15 protein-coding genes are annotated in these 17037 nt (G+C 65.0%); 9 read left to right on the forward strand and 6 right to left on the reverse strand.

Annotated elements, in window-relative coordinates; genetic code table 11:
* Positions 1–6: 6 nt before the first annotated feature.
* From K414_RS0125225 to K414_RS0125240, 4 genes are all read right to left on the reverse strand, one after another.
* Positions 7–684, reverse strand: coding sequence for a GPP34 family phosphoprotein (locus tag K414_RS0125225; protein WP_027498453.1), 678 nt, complete (start codon positions 682–684; stop codon positions 7–9).
* A gap of 80 nt (positions 685–764) precedes the next feature.
* Positions 765–1109, reverse strand: a complete 345-nt coding sequence (locus tag K414_RS0125230) for a UBP-type zinc finger domain-containing protein (protein ID WP_027498454.1) — start codon at positions 1107–1109, stop codon at positions 765–767.
* Entirely contained in the window at positions 1106–2539 is a 1434-nt protein-coding gene (locus K414_RS0125235) for an ATP-binding protein (protein ID WP_027498455.1), read from the reverse strand. Before K414_RS0125235 ends, K414_RS0125230 begins: the two co-directional genes overlap by 4 nt.
* A complete protein-coding gene (locus K414_RS0125240) occupies positions 2536–4191 on the reverse strand; it encodes an FAD-dependent oxidoreductase (protein ID WP_027498456.1) in 1656 nt (551 codons plus the stop codon). The genes K414_RS0125235 and K414_RS0125240 overlap by 4 nt, the downstream gene beginning before the upstream one ends.
* Positions 4192–4690: 499 nt before the next feature.
* On the opposite strand from K414_RS0125240, the gene K414_RS0125250 reads away from it, so the two are divergent.
* From K414_RS0125250 to K414_RS0125275, 6 genes are all read left to right on the forward strand, one after another.
* The gene (locus tag K414_RS0125250; RefSeq protein ID WP_027498457.1) at positions 4691–5467 is read left to right on the forward strand and encodes a DUF1206 domain-containing protein; all 777 of its coding nucleotides are present in this window, start codon (positions 4691–4693) and stop codon (positions 5465–5467) included.
* A 126-nt stretch (positions 5468–5593) separates the two neighbouring features.
* Positions 5594–6058 (forward strand): SRPBCC family protein, encoded by a 465-nt coding sequence (locus tag K414_RS0125255; RefSeq protein WP_027498458.1) that lies wholly within the window; start codon positions 5594–5596, stop codon positions 6056–6058.
* A gap of 88 nt (positions 6059–6146) precedes the next feature.
* Positions 6147–6416, forward strand: a complete 270-nt coding sequence (locus K414_RS0125260) for a GlsB/YeaQ/YmgE family stress response membrane protein (protein WP_027498459.1) — start codon at positions 6147–6149, stop codon at positions 6414–6416.
* A 139-nt stretch (positions 6417–6555) separates the two neighbouring features.
* Positions 6556–7272 carry a phosphatidylserine decarboxylase gene (locus tag K414_RS0125265; RefSeq protein ID WP_027498460.1) on the forward strand — a complete coding sequence of 239 codons (717 nt, stop codon included), beginning with the start codon at positions 6556–6558 and terminating at the stop codon, positions 7270–7272.
* A gap of 7 nt (positions 7273–7279) precedes the next feature.
* Positions 7280–8134: a phosphatidylcholine/phosphatidylserine synthase gene (locus tag K414_RS0125270; RefSeq protein WP_027498461.1), complete on the forward strand. Its 855-nt coding sequence runs from the start codon at positions 7280–7282 to the stop codon at positions 8132–8134.
* Positions 8135–8155: 21 nt separating this feature from the next.
* Entirely contained in the window at positions 8156–10339 is a 2184-nt protein-coding gene (locus K414_RS0125275; protein WP_027498462.1) for an AAA family ATPase, read from the forward strand.
* 53 nt (positions 10340–10392) lie between these two features.
* Here K414_RS0125275 and K414_RS0125280 read toward each other — a convergent pair whose 3' ends face one another.
* Positions 10393–11145, reverse strand: coding sequence for an isocitrate lyase/phosphoenolpyruvate mutase family protein (locus K414_RS0125280; RefSeq protein WP_027498463.1), 753 nt, complete (start codon positions 11143–11145; stop codon positions 10393–10395).
* A 60-nt stretch (positions 11146–11205) separates the two neighbouring features.
* On the reverse strand, positions 11206–11616 hold the full coding sequence (locus K414_RS0125285) for an NUDIX domain-containing protein (protein WP_027498464.1): 411 nt from the start codon (positions 11614–11616) through the stop codon (positions 11206–11208).
* Positions 11617–11864: 248 nt separating this feature from the next.
* Here K414_RS0125285 and K414_RS0125290 point away from each other — a divergent pair, with 248 nt between their 5' ends.
* Genes K414_RS0125290 through K414_RS0125300 form a run of 3 tightly spaced genes read left to right on the forward strand, consistent with a single transcriptional unit; the run spans position 11865 to position 17037 of the window.
* Complete coding sequence (locus K414_RS0125290; protein ID WP_027498465.1) at positions 11865–14714, forward strand: Na+/H+ antiporter subunit A; 2850 nt, start codon at positions 11865–11867, stop codon at positions 14712–14714.
* Entirely contained in the window at positions 14711–15397 is a 687-nt protein-coding gene (locus K414_RS27990; protein ID WP_080729161.1) for a Na(+)/H(+) antiporter subunit C, read from the forward strand. The genes K414_RS0125290 and K414_RS27990 overlap by 4 nt, the downstream gene beginning before the upstream one ends.
* A complete protein-coding gene (locus K414_RS0125300; protein WP_027498466.1) occupies positions 15394–17037 on the forward strand; it encodes a Na+/H+ antiporter subunit D in 1644 nt (547 codons plus the stop codon). Before K414_RS27990 ends, K414_RS0125300 begins: the two co-directional genes overlap by 4 nt.

Below are 17037 nucleotides of genomic sequence, written 5' to 3' on the forward strand. Positions count from 1 at the left end.
CCGCCCTCAGCTGCTCGTGGTCGAAACGATGACGGGCACCATGATCGCTGCCGTCACCGCGGCATTGACGTCCGAGACCGCTTTGCGGACAGCTGCACCCGCCCACTCACCCTCGGCGATCTGTTTGGCCCTCGTCTTCAGCACCTTCTTGTCGGCATCGACGATGACCTTGTGCGTCAGATCGACTGCCGAGATCAGTGAGATCAGAGCAGCCGAATGCGGCGTCGGCGTTGTGCCGTCGACGAGAGCACTCCGCAGTGCATCCCGCAGCACCTTCTCCCGCGAGGTGTCGCGAGCCGGCCACGTCGTCGTCGGGAAAAGCCCCCAGACCTTGTCCTGCTTCTCGGTGACGAAGCCCTGCGCGACCAGACGCGCAGCCAGTTCCTTCGCCAGATTCTTCTGCGACTTCTCGATCACCTTCTGCGGCTTCATCGGCCGCGACGCCGTTGCCACCAGATCGAACACCCGGCGCAGCAACGGGTCCGCGGGCGGATCTCCCGCGACGACGACGTGGTCCTTCTTGGTCTGCTCACCGGGACCGGTGATGCGGAGCGACCCGCCCAGGGCGAGCTCGACGACCAGCGCACCCGCGAGAACACGGGGCAACTTGGTGGAATCGGCCGATGGCTTGCCCGATTCGTCGTCGAGCAACAACAGCAGCAGGTCCTCCGCAATCAAGGTCATGCTGCGAGATTACCCACAGTGCGCACTCGATTTGCGGTGTTCATCCGCGCGAAATCGACTGTTCAGTCGGCCCAGCCCACTCAGTTGATCAGACTCTGCCAATTCGAGGGCACCCGTTCGCGAGGGCCCGGAACCGTCTGGTCGAGCGGATGATGTTGCGGCGGAGCAAGTTCGGGCCCGTCGTACATCTGCTCGTCCTCGTAGTTGTAGAACCAGTCCTCGCCGGGCTCGAAGCTGCGCACGAACTGGTGCCGAGTGGATTCGGCGTGCTTGCTGGCGTGCTGCGACGGAGACGAATCACAGCACCCGATGTGCCCGCACTGCGCACACCGCCGCAGATGCACCCACCACCCCTGCGTCTGCGTGCACTCCGCGCAGCCCGGGCCGGACGGCGAGACTGTCGGATCGATACCGTCGATTGTCATGATGCCTCCTCGATTGCTGGATGAACGGGCAGCCGCACGATGAATCGGGTGTCCCCCGGCTGGGACACCACTCGCAGATCGCCCTGATGTTTCTTCACCACGATCCGCCACGAGATGTCCAGACCGAGCCCCGTGCCCTCACCGACGGCCTTGGTGGTGAAGAACGGCTCGAATATTCGCGACCGAATGTTTTCCGGCACACCGGGTCCGGTATCGCACACCTCGATCTGCACCTGATCGTCGTCGAGAAGTGTGCGGACGGTGAGCGTGCCGCGGCCCTCCATGGCCTGCACCGCATTGTCGATCAGATTGGTCCATACCTGATTGAGCTCGGCGGCATACGCGGGAATGGGAGGTACCGACGGGTCGTATTCCTTCACCACGCGGATATCGTCACCGATCTTGCGCCCCAACATGATCAGCGTGCTGTCGAGCAGTTCCCGAACATCCACCGTCTGGTATGGCGCTCGATCCATCTGCGAATACTGCTTGGCCGCGCCGACCAGAGTGGAGATCCGAGTGGTCGAATCCGAGATCTCGTTCATCAACAACTCGGTTTCCACCGTGTAGTTGAGCCACCTGATCGCCCCTTCGAGCATGGCCGGATCCCCCACCGTCGCCGACACCCGATCCAGCCACGGCACGTCGAGACCCGCCGAGACGAAAGTGGGGGCCAGATCCCATCCCCCGTCGATTCCGTTGTCGTCGAACCACTCTCCGAGCTCGTCCTCCCGGTCCGACGCTTCCATTGCGGTGAGCTTCGGAGCCTTGGCCACCAACTCCACGGCCTCGTTCTGCAGTCCGACCAGATGCGACAAGCTCGAGCGATCGAGAGTCCCGCCGGCGATCATCGCCAGCTTCTGTCGCATGTGCGCCACTCGATTCCGCAACGCGGACGTCGCCCGCACCGCGGCCGCGGCCGGGTTGTTCAGCTCGTGCGTCAACCCGGCCGACAGAGAACCCAACGCCAACAGGCGTTCTCGTTGCTCGACGACCTGCTTGGTGTTCTGGTTTCCGAAGAACAATCCCTCGAGCAGATGCAGGGCCATCGGGAACCACTCGCGCACGATCGAGGCGAAGCAGTCGGCATCGAGGACGAAGAACCGGGACTGCGCGGTCACCCGCATCGAACCCTGATAGGTCTGCGGCACTCGATCACCCAGATATGCCTGCCACGCACCGGCATACACCCCGCGCTGCGAGGTGCGATTGACCACCAGGTCTTCCCCGCCCGAGAGCTTCGAAAGCACCACCGAGCCCTCGATCAACACGTAGAAGCACGTCGCTGGGTCGCCCTCCGCGTACACCGGCCCCGGCTCGATCGTTTCGATACGGCCGTCTCGACACAGCTCGGCGAGCTGTGCGTCGGTGAGCTGCTCGAACAAGAACAGCGTCCGCAACTCCTCCGGATCGCACAGGGGCGCGTTCACGGATTTGCCAGGTATCTGTGCACCAACATCACGGCCATCGCTCCTTCTCCCACTGCCGAGGCAACCCGCTTGGCCGAGTCCGACCGGACGTCACCGGCCGCGAACACTCCCGGCACGCTCGTCTCGAGGTGGTGCGGCAACCGCGCGGGTGTCCACCCGGCAGGGCCGCGGCCGTCGACCACCAGATCGGGGCCCGTCACCACGAATCCATGATCGTCACGCACGAGCACGCCGTCGAGCCAATCGGTACGCGGTGCCGCGCCGATGAACAGGAACAGGTACTGCGCGTCCACCGTCGTCGTCTCGTCGGTTGCCCTGTTGTGCAGCACGATCTGCTCGAGGTGCCCGTCACCGGAGACGCCGACGACCTCGGTACACGGCCGAACGCTGATCTTCGGGTTCTCCTCGATCTGCTTGATGAGGTAGTACGACATCGATGCCTCGAGGGACGCCGCGCGGATCAGGATCGTCACCGACCTCGCGCCCCGTGAGAGATACACCGCTGCCTGGCCTGCGGAGTTCGCGCCGCCGACGATGAAGACGTCCTGCTCGGCGCAGCGAGCTGCCTCGGTCATCGCCGATCCGTAGAACACTCCGCGACCGGTGAAGTCGTCGATTCCGGGGGCCTCCAACCGGCGGTACGCGACGCCGGTGGACAGGATGATCGTCTGGGCGCTGATGCTGCGGCCGTCGGCGAACCGCACGGTCCGCGCAGCGCCGTTGGTCTCCAAGGCCACGACGTCCTGCGTGGTGACCACCTCGGCACCGAACTTCAGCGCCTGCCGCCGAGCCCGCTCCGCGAGTTGTGCACCCGAGACGCCGTCGGGAAAACCGAGGTAGTTCTCGATGCGTGAACTCTGCCCGGCCTGCCCGCCGGTCGCGGTGCGCTCGATCAACGTGGTGCGCAGGCCCTCGGACGCGCCGTAGAGCGCAGCGCCGAGACCGGCCGGGCCGCCGCCGATGACGACGAGGTCGTAGAACTCTTCCGACGGCGAGACCGTCAGCCCCAGGCGGTTGCCGAGTTCGGCATCGGACGGCTCGATCAACGCGTCACCTTCGGTGGTGATGACCACCGGCAGCCGGTCGTCGGCCACTCCGGCCGCCGCCAACAGCCGCGCACCCTCGGATTCGTCGGACATGTACCAGCGGTACGGCAGTTGATTGCGGGCGAGAAACTCCCTGATCTCCGAGGACCGCGCAGACCAGCGGTGACCGACGATCTTGGTGTCCTCCACGGCCCGGTGGTCGTACGCACACCAGGCTTCGAGCTGAGCGTCGAGGACGGGGTAGAGCTTTTCCTCGGGTGGATCCCACGGCTTGAGCAGGTAGTAGTCGAGATCGATGACGTTGATGGCGTCGATCGCAGCGTCGGTGTCGGCATAGGCGGTGAGCAGAATTCGCCGCGCCGTCGGGAACAGATCCATGGCCTGTTCGAGAAATTCCATGCCGCTCATATTCGGCATGCGGTAGTCGGCCAACAGGATCGCGACCGGAGTGCCGCGCAACGTCAGTTCCTTGAGCGCATCGAGCGCCCCGGCACCGGATTCCGCGCGCACGATGCGGTACTGCTCGCCGTACCGGCGGCGCAGGTCGCGGGCGACCGAACGCGATACTCCGGGATCGTCGTCGACGCTGAGAATGACCGGTTTCATGACCCTCCAGGACTGGTGCTCGTCAACCTCATGAGCATGCCACCACCGGACCCCCTATGGGAGGTGAGTGACGGCGTCGAGCCTGGGAACAGCAGGGTCAGATTCGGCCGCGCCTGATCAGATCGATCTCTTGCGGGGTGAGCAGCCGCTCGAGCTTCTCGGCCGGCCAGGTACGCGGACTGCCGCTCATCCTGGCGGTCTTCAACAGGGGCAGATCACTGCTGGTACGACGCATTATCGACTGTAATTTCACGGTGGATCACTCCGAACAATTTCTTCGTTGGTCCCGACACTCCGCTTGCTACATCGATCAGTGTCCGCCCGGCGTTAACGCCGGGCTGGGATCTCGTACGGCGTTTCGCGCCGAAAGACCGTTTCTCCCCGCACTCCGTGGGGTAAACATCGGCCCACATCAACTGATCGGGGAACGTTCGTGAACACGTCGGGAAAATCCACGTCGGGACATTCGGGAACAGGCAAATCGGCTACAGGAAAATCATTGGCCAATTCGGTTCAGGACAACGGTGCATTCGAGAAGGCGGCCCGGGCCGGACACTTCGTCAGCGGAGTGCTGCACATCCTGATCGGATACATCGCCATCCGATTGGCGTTCGGTCAGGGCGGTAACGCCGACCAGTCCGGAGCACTCGCCGAACTGGCCGAGAAGCCCGGCGGCAAGATCGCACTGTGGGTTGCCGTCGTCGCGTTCGTGGCACTGGCCCTGTGGCGCATCGTCGAGGCCATCGTCGGCAAGAAGTCCGATTCCGACGAGGGCAGCGCGATGGATCGACTCAAGGCGGCAGCGCTGGCCGTCGTCTACATTGCCTTCGCGTTCTCCACCTACGGTTTCGCGACCGGGTCCGGTAAGTCCAGCGGACAACAGAACGCCGGCTACTCGGCGCGACTGATGGAATCCGGTGGCGGCAAGCTCGTACTGATCGTCATCGCCTTGATCGTCATCGGCGTCGGCGGATACCACGTCTACAAGGGCGTCTCGAAGAATTTCCTCGACGACCTCGAAGGCAGCCAGAGTGGAGCAGTCGTCAAACTCGGTATCGCCGGATACGCAGCCAAGGGCACGGCGCTCGTGGGCGCGGGAATCCTCGTCGTCGTGGCGGTACTGCAGTCCGATCCATCCAAGGCCACCGGAATCGATGGTGCCGTCAAGACCCTGGGAGCCCAGCCGTACGGGCAGGTTCTGTTGATCCTCGCCGGCGTGGGAATCGCGTTGTACGGCCTGTATGCGTTCGTCTTGGCTCGCTTCGCTCGCATGTGAGTGGAAGTTCGTAGTGGGCTACGAGGTTTCACTCACATGGTGGCCGAGTGTGGTCACGGCCACATAGGATGCACACGATTGGTGTGACGATCAGTTGCAGCTATTCCTACAACCCGGAGGCCCACGTTGAGCAAGACCCTCGAAGCCACGATCGACATCGATGCCAGTCCGCAGGCCGTGTGGTCGGTCGTCTCGGACCTACAGCGCATGGGCGAGTGGAGTCCGCAGTGCAAGAAGATGAAGGTCTTCGGCGGACCCGTCGGCAAGGGCACCCGAACGCTCAACATCAACCGCAAGGGCCTGCTCGTGTGGCCGACCAGCGCCAAGGTCGTCACCTTCGAGCCGAACAAGGCACTGGCGTTCCGCATCGTCGAGAACAAGACGATCTGGTCGTACACGCTCACTCCGACCGCAACCGGAACCACCGTCGTCGAGAAGCGGGAAGCCCCCAGCGGCACCTCGGCCGTGTCGTCGTTGCTGGTCAAGCGGATCCTCGGCGGGATCGACGAGTTCGATGTCGAGCTGGTCGAAGGCATGAACAGCACGCTCCGACGCATCAAGACCGAAAGCGAAAAGTCGAGCCGAAAATAACTTTTCTCAGGAAGGTTTCAGGTTTGTTACCCCTGGGCATCCATGGTTTCGACAAGCAATCGATACACACGGAAAGTGGGGGCAACACATGTTGGGTCTCGGAATCATCGGCTGGATCATCATCGGCGGTCTCGCCGGCTGGATCGGCAGCAAGATCATGAAGACCGATGCTCAGATGGGCATCATCCTGAACATCGTCGTCGGCATCATCGGCGGCCTCATCGGTGGATACCTGCTCAAGGTCTTCGGCGTCGACGTCGAAGGTGGCGGCCTGATCTTCAGCTTCATCACCTGCATCCTCGGTGCATGCATCCTGCTGTTCCTGGTCAAGCTCGTGACCGGTCGCAGCCGCGTCTGATTTCACTCGCACTTCCCGACTGCCGGGGCCGCTCACGTACTCTGTGAGGGCCCCGGCAGTCGTTTTGTTCGCCGTCCGATCAGTCCCCGGCGTCCAATCCCTGCCCGCATCCGAGCTCGCCCGACAGTAAGAGGAGACCGTGGCACGCCGTCCCGCCCCGATTGATCAACCACCCCGCACGGGAGTGGCTCACATCGTCGACCTGGTTCGCGAAACGGTTCCACCGCTACACCCCGCCGGACTGCCCTTCGTCGGTGGTCCCCTGGCCGTCGCAGTGCTCGGCCGTCGGTCGAAGTGGGTCCGCAATGCCGGGCTCGTCGCCGCAGGAGCCTGCGCCACCTTCTTCCGCCACCCGTCGCGGGTGCCGCCGAACCGTCCCGGCGTCGTCGTCGCTCCCGCCGACGGCCTGGTCACCCTCGTCGACACTGCCGTCCCGCCCGCCGAGCTCGATCTCGGTGCACAGCCCGTGCCACGAGTGAGCATCTTCCTGTCCGTTCTGGACGTGCACGTGCAGCGCGTTCCCGTCGGCGGACGCGTGGTCGAGGTCGTACATCGCCGCGGTCAGTTCAAGTCCGCAGACCTGGCCGAGGCCAGTGAGGTCAACGAGCGCAACAGCATGCACATCGAGACCGATTCCGGTCACCACGTCGGCGTGGTGCAGATCGCCGGTCTCATCGCTCGACGCATCGTCAACAACGCGAAGGTCGGAGACGTGCTCTCCATCGGCGACACGTACGGCCTGATCCGATTCGGCTCCCGCGTCGACACCTACTTCCCGGCCGGGACGACGCTCCTCGTCGAACGCGGCCAACGAGCGGTCGGTGCCGAGACGGTACTCGCCGAGCTCCCCCAGTAGAAACGACATGATCACCAGACGCGCCAAGCCGCCTGCTGCTATCCGTCTGCTTCCGTCGGTCGTCACCATTCTCGCGTTGTGCTCCGGGCTGTCGGCGGTCAAGTTCGCTCTCGACGGTCAACTCGGAACCGCACTCGCGATGATCGGTGCCGCGGCGATCCTCGATGCACTGGACGGCCGCATCGCTCGACTGCTCGACGCCACCAGCAAGATCGGTGCCGAGCTGGATTCTCTGTCCGATGCAATCTCGTTCGGCGTCGCGCCCGCCCTGGTGCTCTACGTGACTCTGCTCGAGGGCAGTAGTGGCGGTTGGATCGTCGCACTGGTGTACGCCGTGAGCATCGTGCTCCGACTCGCCCGGTTCAACACCCTGCTCGACGAGGACGACACCCCGGCGTACGCCCGCGAGTTCTTCACCGGGGTGCCCGCACCCGCAGGTGCACTCATCGCGCTCGCCCCGATCGCTGCATTCGAGGAATTCGGCGACGGCTGGTGGGCCTCGTTCTACGTCGTCGCCGGCTGGTCGATCCTCACCGCTGGTCTGATCGTCAGCACCATCCCCACTCTCGCGCTCAAGACGGTCTCGGTGCCACCGCGCTTGGCCGCCGGTTTGCTGGTGTTGGTCGCGCTGCTCGCTGCCGCGCTCATCACGTTCCCGCTGGTCCTGCTGATGGGATTGGTGTTCGCCTACCTCGTGCACATTCCGTTCGCGGTGCGCTCGCAGCGCTGGACGGCTGCACGCCCGTACACGTGGGATGCGAAGCCGGCCGAGCGTCGCGCGGAACGCCGCGCCATTCGACGGTCGCCCGGCAACGCGCGCCGGTCGCAGGCGCGTCTGGGACTTCGCCGACCGCGCAGCTGACGACCCCATTAGGTTGGACGTGTGACCGAATCCCGAACCCCCGAGCTCGTTCTCACCACCCGATTGAACACCTCGGCTGCCGACGCCAGGCGAGGCGTCGTCCGACTCCATCCCGAGGTCTTGGCGGCGCTCGGTCTGCGGGAATGGGATGCCGTCTCGCTCATCGGTTCTCGGCGTACGGCTGCGGTGGTTGCCGAGGCTCCCAGCGGAATCCCGCAGGGTACCGCGCTGCTCGACGACGTCACGCTCTCCAACGCCGGACTACGCGAAAATGCCTCTGTGTCAGTCGCTCCCGTGACGGTCTACGGGGCGAGAACCGTCACGGTCACCGGGTCCGCCCTGGCCACCGGTTCCATTTCCGACGCCACCCTGCGCCAAGCGCTCCTCGGCAAGGTCCTCACCGTGGGCGACACCGTGTCGCTCCTCCCCCGCGATCTGGGGCCCGGCACATCGACGTCGACGGCCACGCAGGCACTGTCGCGAACGTTCGGGGTGGCGTGGACGACCGAACTGTTGACGGTCTCGGCCGTCGAACCCTCCGGCGGTCCCGTGAGCGTGCAACCCAATTCTGCGGTGAGCTGGGGACGCGGCACGGTCGCCTCGGGATCACCCGAATCGGCCTCGGCCACATCGGTTCCGACGCCCGGAGCTGCGGCCCCGCCACGCGTCAGCGCAGCCGACCTGGTGGGTATGAGCACTGCACAGGCCAAACTCACCGAGTGGCTACGACTGGCGCTCGACGAGTCGGAACTGCTCGCCACCCTCGGCGCATCTCCGCATCTGGGTGTGCTGATCACCGGCCCCGGCGGAGTGGGCAAGACGACGTTGGCACGCGCCGTCATCGGCGAACGGCGATGCGTCGTGCTGGACGGGCCGTCGATCGGCGCATTGGAGGCGTCGGCTCGCGTCGAACGCGTCACTGCTGCGGTGGACGAACTGACCGGCGCGGGGGTGCTGCTGATCACCGATGTCGACGCGTTGCTGCCGTCCGATCCGGAGCCTGCGTCGACGTTCGTCCTCGATGTGCTGCGCCGTGCCGTCGACACTCCCGGCTTCGCACTGATCGTCACGACTGCACATCCCGAGGCCACCGACGCCAGAGTGCGTGGGCAGGATCTGTGCGATCGCGAACTGACCCTCACTCTCCCCGATGCCGCCGGTCGCAGAGCGTTACTGGAGCATCTACTGAAGAAGGTCCCTCAGGGTGATGTCGACCTTGTCGAAATAGCCTCACGGACACCAGGTTTCGTTGTCGCCGATCTCGCTGCCCTGGTGCGCGAAGCGGCGCTACGAGCGGCTGCGCGAGCGTCGAACGATGCCACGGCCGCCTCACTGATGCACGACGACCTGATCGGCGCGTTGCAGGTGATTCGGCCGTTGTCGCGCTCGGGTGCCGAGGAATTGGCGATCGGCAGCCTCTCCCTCGAGGACGTGGGAGACATGGTCGAGACGAAGCAGGCCCTGACCGAGGCCGTACTGTGGCCGCTGCGTCATCCGGATTCGTTCGCGCGCTTGGGCATCGAGCCACCGCGAGGGGTTCTGCTGTACGGCCCACCCGGATGCGGCAAGACGTTTCTGGTGCGCGCCCTGGCCAGTTCGGGCCAGCTCAGCGTGCACTCGGTCAAGGGCGCGGAACTGATGGACAAATGGGTCGGGTCCTCGGAAAAGGCTGTGCGCGAACTGTTTCAGCGCGCCCGAGACTCCGCCCCCTCGCTCATCTTTCTCGACGAGGTCGACGCCCTCGTACCGCGTCGCGGGCAGAGTTCGGATTCCGGTGTCGGCGACCGAGTGGTCGCGGCACTGCTGACCGAGCTCGACGGCGTCGAACCACTGCGCGACGTCGTCGTTCTCGGCGCAACGAACCGGCCCGATCTGATCGACCCGGCTCTACTGCGGCCCGGCAGGCTCGAGCGCCTGGTCTTCGTCCCGCCGCCGGATGCCGATGCGCGAGTGGACATCCTGAAGGCGTCGGGCAAGTCGATCCCGCTCGCCGAGGATGTCGATCTCGAATCCCTCGCACGCGATCTGGACGGCTACTCCGCCGCGGACTGCGCGGCCCTGCTGCGCGAGGCCGCACTGACGGCGATGCGTCGGTCGATGGACGCAGCGGACGTCACCGCCGAGGATGTCGCCACCGCTCGGGCGACGGTCAAGCCGTCACTCGATCCCGAGCAGGTGGCGCATCTGCGGGCTTACGGGTCGTGAGCGGAAACTCGTAGCAGGCTACGAAGTTTCACTCACATGCGGCGCAGCCGCTCTCACTTCCAGCGGGCCAGAACTTCTTCGGCGCGCTTGGCGAGCACCATCTGGAAGATCGGGCCGAAGCTGATGCGACCGACGCCGAGGGAAGCGAAGTGCGAGAGGTCGCCCTCGGCGGGGTTGGCGATGGCGTTGATGGGCAGCGGGAGTTCTTCGGCGAGACGCTTGTAGTCGGCGTCGTTGTGGAAGCCGACGGGGTAGAGCGAGTCGGCACCGGCAGCGGCGGCCAGTTTCAGGCGTGCGATGGCGCGGTCGACGCGATCGTTCTCGTCACCGATCTGCTTGACGAACAGGTCGGTGCGGGCGTTGATGACGACGTGGACGTCGGTGGCGTCGGATGCCGCGCGGAGGGCTCCGACGAAGTCGGCGTGTTCCTGTGCTTCACGAAGTCGACCGCCCTCGCTGTGGACGGTGTCCTCGATGTTGAGGCCGACGGCTCCGGCGGAGATCAGTCCGTCGATCAGGCGCTTGGGGTCCTCGCCGTAGCCGGACTCGATGTCGACCGAGAGCGGTGCGTCCACGGCGGCGGAGATCTGGGAGATGCGGGTGAGCAGTTCGTCGAAGGTGATGCCCTCGTTGTCCGGCTTGCCGATCGAGTCGGAGACGGGGTGGCTGCCGACGGTCAGTGCGGTGAAGCCGGCGGACACGGCGAGGTTGGCGGACCAGGCGTCCCATACGGTCGGCAGGACGACCGGGTTGCCCGGCTGGTGCAGCTCGAGCAGGGTGGTTGCCTTCTGGGACAGGTCGGTCATGGAGACTCCTTCGCGGCGGTTGTGGAGAACGTACGTTCTCCCACATCCAACATACGCGCTTCAGTCGATCAAATCGAGGGCCTTCATTCGGTCGAACACCATCAACGACCCCGGGGCGACATCGGGCATGGCGGCGTACTCGTCGCGAGTGAAGTACCGAATCTCGGCGATCTCGCTGGTCGGCGTCGGCTCGTCGGCAAGATCGGCGAGAAAACACGTGATCTCGAGCGGGGTGCCCATCGGATGGCCCCAGGCCTGGCACTCGAACACTCCGAGCAGCCGAACGTCGATGACCGCGGCGTCGAGTTCTTCCCTGATCTCGCGGTGCAGCGCCTGCTCGGGCGACTCGCCGGGATCGATCTTGCCGCCGGCCATGTAGAAGGCAGATTTGCCCGTCGACCGCGTCTGAAGCATGCGGCGGTGGCGAACGTACGCAAGACCGGCGGTGCGAATGGGTCTCGGTTCACTCATCGACGATCGACTCTCTCTATCGGAAACGTCCGGTTTGTACCGCATGGCACGCCGTCGACCACGCAAAGTAGGATGGAAACCGACAAACGTGCCCGCCACCGTTCGGTGGTCGGTCCGCTATTTCTCACAGACCGAGTCTTCGGAGACCCAGGTCGATTTCACACACAATTTCAAGACCCTACTCATCGCCGCCCTACGACCACCGCCCCGGCCCGAAAGCCGAGGCGACCGAGACGACGGAGTGATTTTTGCTCGCTATTCTTCTTGCGCATGCCGCCGCCGCGCTGCTCGCGCCGCTTCTCGTCCGGTGGTGGGGACGTACTGCATTCTTCCCTTTGGCCCTGGTGCCACTGCTCAGCCTGATCTGGGTGTTCGGCAACTGGAACACCGACCAGAAGCTGCACATCGAATGGGTTCCCGGCCTGTCGATGGACATCGACATGCGCTTCGATTCGCTCGCCGCCATCATGTCGTTGCTCGTTCTGGGCATCGGTTCGCTGATCCTGCTGTACTGCGCGCGCTACTTCGAGGACGACGAGCCCAGGCTGGGCCTGTTCGCCGCCGAGATGGTCGCGTTCTCCGGAGCCATGTTCGGTCTGATCACCAGCGACAACATGCTCGTGCTCTACATCTTCTGGGAAATCACGACGGTGTTGTCGTTCCTGCTCGTCGGTCACTACGCAGAACGCGCGTCGAGTCGGCGCGCCGCGACGCAGGCTCTGCTCGTCACCACCGCAGGTGGTCTGGCGATGCTGGTGGGCATCATCGTCCTCGGCCAGGCCGCTGGGTCGTACAACCTGTCCGACGTCGTCGCGAACGCCCCGGGCGGCTGGCTGCCCGGAGTGGCGATCGTGTTGATCCTCATCGGCGCACTGAGCAAATCGGCCATCGTGCCGATGCACTTCTGGCTGCCCGGTGCCATGGCCGCGCCGACGCCGGTCAGTGGTTACCTGCACGCCGCCGCGATGGTCAAGGCCGGTATCTACCTGGTCGCGCGCCTCGCTCCGGGTTTCGCGGACTCCGGTCCGTGGCGCGCCACGGTCATCAGCCTCGGCTTGCTCTCGATGATTCTGGCCGGGTGGCGAGCACTGCGTGCATTCGACCTGAAACTGATTCTGGCGTTCGGCACGGTCAGCCAGCTGGGCTTCCTGATGGTCCTGGTCGGCATCGGATCCGAGAAGGCCATGTTGGCCGGTCTGACGATGGTGATCGCGCACGCGATGTTCAAGGCCACGCTGTTCATGGTGGTCGGCATCATCGACCACACCACCGGCACCCGAGACATTCGTAAGCTCGCCCACCTGGGCAAGAAGGCCCCGTGGCTCGCCGCCATTGCAGCGCTCGCGGCGGCGAGCATGGCCGGACTACCACCGATGATCGGCTTCGTCGGCAAGGAAACAGCCCTGTCGGCCGTGATCAGCACGCCGACGCTCGACCCCACGGTCGCGGCTGTCGTCGTCGCGGGCCTGGTGATCGGCTCGATTCTGACGGTCACCTACAGCATTCGGTTCGTCTGGGGCGCGTTCGCCCGCAAACAGCTCAAGCGTCCGAGCCCGTCCGTCAGGGCCATGCATGCACCCTCCGCATTGTTCCTCGCCGCGCCCGCGTTCCTCGCCGTTCTGGGTCTGATCGCCGGATTCACGTCCTCGGTCGTCGACCACATCGTCAGTCCCTACGCCCGAACCCTGCCGTCGTACGGGCAGGAGCCTTACCACCTGGCGTTGTGGCACGGGTTCAACCTGCCGCTGGCGCTGACCGTCGTCGTCGTCACCGGCGGCGTCGGGCTGTTCATCGCACACCGGGTGGTCAACCGACTCAAATTCGAGCATCCGCCGCTCGGTAACGCAGACCGCATCTACGACAACGTGCTCAAGTCCATGGACACCCTATCCATTCGCTTGACCGGCACCACGCAGCGTGGTTCGCTCCCCCTCACTCAGGGCACGATCCTGCTGACGCTGGTGCTGCTGCCGATCATCGTGTTGCTCGTCGGGCAGAAGCCAGGCCTGGAGTACACCCTCTGGAACACCCCGCTCCAGTTGGTCATCGGAGTCATCATGATCGCGGGTGGCCTCGGCGCAACAGTGATGCGCAACCGTCTGGCCAGCGTCATCCTCGTCGGACTCACCGGCTACGGCTGCGGCGTCATCTTCGCCATCCATGGCGCTCCCGACCTCGCCCTGACTCAGTTCCTCGTCGAGACGCTGACCCTCGTGGTTTTCGTCCTGGTACTGCGCAAACTGCCCGCCGAGGTCGACGACCGGGGCTCGGCGGGTTCGCGTGGCCCCCGCGCCGCACTCGCCGTCGCCGTCGGAGCGACCGTCAGCGTGCTCGGCGCGTTCGCGATGAACGCCCGCAGTGCCGCGCCGGTCTCACTGCAGTTCCCCGAGGCCGCGTACGAGCTCGGCGACGGCAAGAACATCGTCAACGTGATCCTCGTCGACATCCGCGCCTGGGACACGCTCGGCGAAATCTGCGTACTCCTCGTCGCCGCGACGGGCGTGGCCAGCCTGGTGTTCCGCAACCGGCGGTTCGGCAGCGCTCCGCGGGTGTCCGACGCCCCCGCATCGTCGTCGGACACGAACGACGCGGCGGAGACGACGTGGCTGCTCGGCGGCGATCTGATCGATCCGCGGCATCGTTCGTTGATTCTCGAAGTCACGACGCGGTTGATCTTCCCGACGATCATGGTGCTGTCGATCTACTTCTTCTTCTCCGGACACAATGCCCCCGGCGGCGGTTTCGCCGGTGGTCTGACGGCGGGCCTCGCGCTGGTGCTGCGGTATCTCGCCGGTGGCCGGTACGAGCTCGGCGAAGCGGTCCCGATCGACGCAGGCAAGATCCTGGGTCTCGGGTTGATCTTCGCGGCCGGCACGGCGGTGGCGTCGATGTTCCTCGGCGCTCCGGCACTGTCGTCGGCGACGTTGGAAGTGACACTGCCGATTCTCGGTGACATCAAGCTGGTCACCGCATTGTTCTTCGACCTCGGTGTCTATCTCATCGTGGTCGGGTTGGTACTCGACGTGCTCCGCAGTCTCGGCGCGCGTCTCGACGCACAGGTGGAAATGCAGAGCCAAGGCCGAGTGAGTGCCCGATGACCGCAGATGTCGGAATGCTCGTCATCGTCGGCGTTCTCGTCGCATCGGGTGTGTACCTGCTGCTCGAACGCAGCATCACCAAGATGCTGCTCGGTCTGCTGCTGTTCGGCAACGGAGTCAATCTGTTGCTGCTCACCGTCGGTGGCCCGGCAGGTACCCCGCCTATCGTCGGTCGAGACAACTCGCTGCACCAGAACATGGCCGATCCGCTGGCTCAGGCCATGATCCTGACGGCGATCGTCATCACCATGGGTATCGCCGCCTTCGTGCTCGCGCTGGCGTATCGATCGTTCACGCTCAACACCAAGGACGACCTCGAGAACGACCCCGAGGACACCAAGGTCTCCCAGCGCCGTTCGATGGCCGAAGCACCGGACCGCGACCGTTCCGACGACCCGGTCACCGGTGAGCCGAGCTTCGGCGGCGACGCTTTCGACTCGAAGGGCAATCCGATTCCGCTCGAGCAGATCAGGAACCTCGAAGACCTGGAGTGCTACGAGGATCTGCACGACGGCGACTTCGACAACGACGACGACAACCCCCAGCTCCGCGGTCTCGACGGACTCGACACGGCCGAGAAAGACGACAGCCGACCGGAGCACCCCAGCGCTGACGACACCAGCACCGACGACTCCAGCGCCGACGACACCAGCTCCGACGACACGAAGGGAGACGACAAGTGACGATCTCCCCGGGCGTGATCGATGCCCTGACCCCGCTGCCCGTGCTCATCCCGATGCTCGCCGCGGCCTTGACGCTGGTGCTGGGACGTCGGCCCCGCGCGCAGCGTTTCATCACTCTCGCCGCACTGACCGCGGTGGTCGCGATTTCGTCGATGATGCTCTACCTCGCCGATCGCGATGGGACCAGCGCACTGCAGGTCGGCGGCTGGGATTCACCACTGGGCATTTCGCTGGTGGTGGACCGGCTGTCGGCGATGATGCTCGTCGTCTCGTCGATCGTGTTGCTGGCCGTCATGGTGTACTCGATCGGCCAGGGTATTCGCGACGGCAGCGAGAATCAGCCGGTCTCGATCTTCCTACCCACCTATCTGGCCTTGACCGCAGGCGTCTGCAACGCGTTTCTCGCCGGCGACCTGTTCAATCTGTTCGTCGGCTTCGAGGTACTGCTCGCCGCCTCGTTCGTGTTGCTGACGCTCGGTGCGAGTGCCGACCGGGTCCGCGCCGGCGTGTCCTACGTGATGGTCTCGATGGTCTCCTCGCTGATCTTCCTGATCGGCATCGCACTGGTCTACGGCGCCACCGGAACACTGAACTTGGCCCACATCGCCGTGCGGATGGACGACATCCCGTCCGGCACTCGTACGGCCATCTTCGCGGTGCTGCTCGTTGCGTTCGGCATCAAGGCCGCGGTGTTCCCACTGTCCACGTGGCTGCCCGACTCGTACCCCACGGCCCCGGCTCCGGTCACCGCGGTGTTCGCCGGCTTGCTGACGAAAGTCGGTGTCTACGCGATCATTCGCGCGCACACGCTGCTGTTCCCGGACGGCTCGCTCGACAACGTGCTGATGGTCTGTGGCCTGCTGACGATGCTCGTCGGCATCCTCGGCTCCATCGCACAGAGCGACATCAAACGACTGCTCTCGTTCACTCTGGTGAGCCACATCGGTTACATGATCTTCGGCGTCGCGCTGTCGACTCAATCGGGACTGTCCGGCTCGATCTACTATGTGGCCCACCACATTCTGGTGCAGACGACCCTGTTCCTCGTCGTCGGCCTGATCGAACGTCAGGCCGGTTCGTCGTCACTGCGACGGCTCGGAGGATTGGCCGCGGCCAGCCCGGTGCTGGCCATCGTCTTCCTGGTGCCGGCCCTCAATCTCGGTGGTATTCCGCCGTTCTCGGGGTTCATCGGCAAGGTCGCCCTGCTGCAGGCCGGCAGCGATCAGGGCAGCGTACTGGCCTGGTTGCTCGTGGCCGGCGGCACCGTAACCAGCCTGCTGACCCTCTACGTGGTTGCTCGTGTCTGGACCAAGGCGTTCTGGCGAGCCCGCGCCGACGCACCGGAAGGTGACCTCGCGGACAACAGCCCCTCTGCTCTGCTCGACGATTCCTCGGACATCCAGTTCGGTGACCGCGAGGATGTGGGCCGGATGCCCGCCTTCATGTTGATCCCGACGATCGGCCTCGTCGTCGTCGGTTTGGCGATGACGGTGTTCGCCGGGCGCATCATCGACATCAGCGATCGGGCGGCGGCGGATCTGCGGGATCGCTCGGTGTACATCGACGCCGTGCGGGGAGCCGAGTTCGTCGGCGATCAGGCCTACGAACAGGCACGCGCAGACGAGGAGGGCACCCGATGA

The sequence above is a fragment of the Rhodococcus sp. JG-3 genome (assembly GCF_000482405.1).
In the GTDB taxonomy this organism is placed as follows: domain Bacteria; phylum Actinomycetota; class Actinomycetes; order Mycobacteriales; family Mycobacteriaceae; genus Rhodococcoides; species Rhodococcoides fascians.

Bases quoted from the DNA above. Each gene is read 5' to 3' on its own strand.
- K414_RS0125225 (WP_027498453.1), bottom strand. From the start codon at position 684: ATGACCTTGATTGCGGAGGACCTGCTGCTGTTGTTGCTCGACGACGAA.
- K414_RS0125230 (WP_027498454.1), bottom strand. From the start codon at position 1,109: ATGACAATCGACGGTATCGATCCGACAGTCTCGCCGTCCGGCCCGGGC.
- K414_RS0125285 (WP_027498464.1), bottom strand. From the start codon at position 11,616: ATGAGTGAACCGAGACCCATTCGCACCGCCGGTCTTGCGTACGTTCGC.
- K414_RS0125240 (WP_027498456.1), bottom strand. From the start codon at position 4,191: ATGAAACCGGTCATTCTCAGCGTCGACGACGATCCCGGAGTATCGCGT.
- K414_RS0125270 (WP_027498461.1), top strand. From the start codon at position 7,280: ATGATCACCAGACGCGCCAAGCCGCCTGCTGCTATCCGTCTGCTTCCG.
- K414_RS27990 (WP_080729161.1), top strand. From the start codon at position 14,711: ATGACCGCAGATGTCGGAATGCTCGTCATCGTCGGCGTTCTCGTCGCA.
- K414_RS0125260 (WP_027498459.1), top strand. From the start codon at position 6,147: ATGTTGGGTCTCGGAATCATCGGCTGGATCATCATCGGCGGTCTCGCC.
- K414_RS0125280 (WP_027498463.1), bottom strand. From the start codon at position 11,145: ATGACCGACCTGTCCCAGAAGGCAACCACCCTGCTCGAGCTGCACCAG.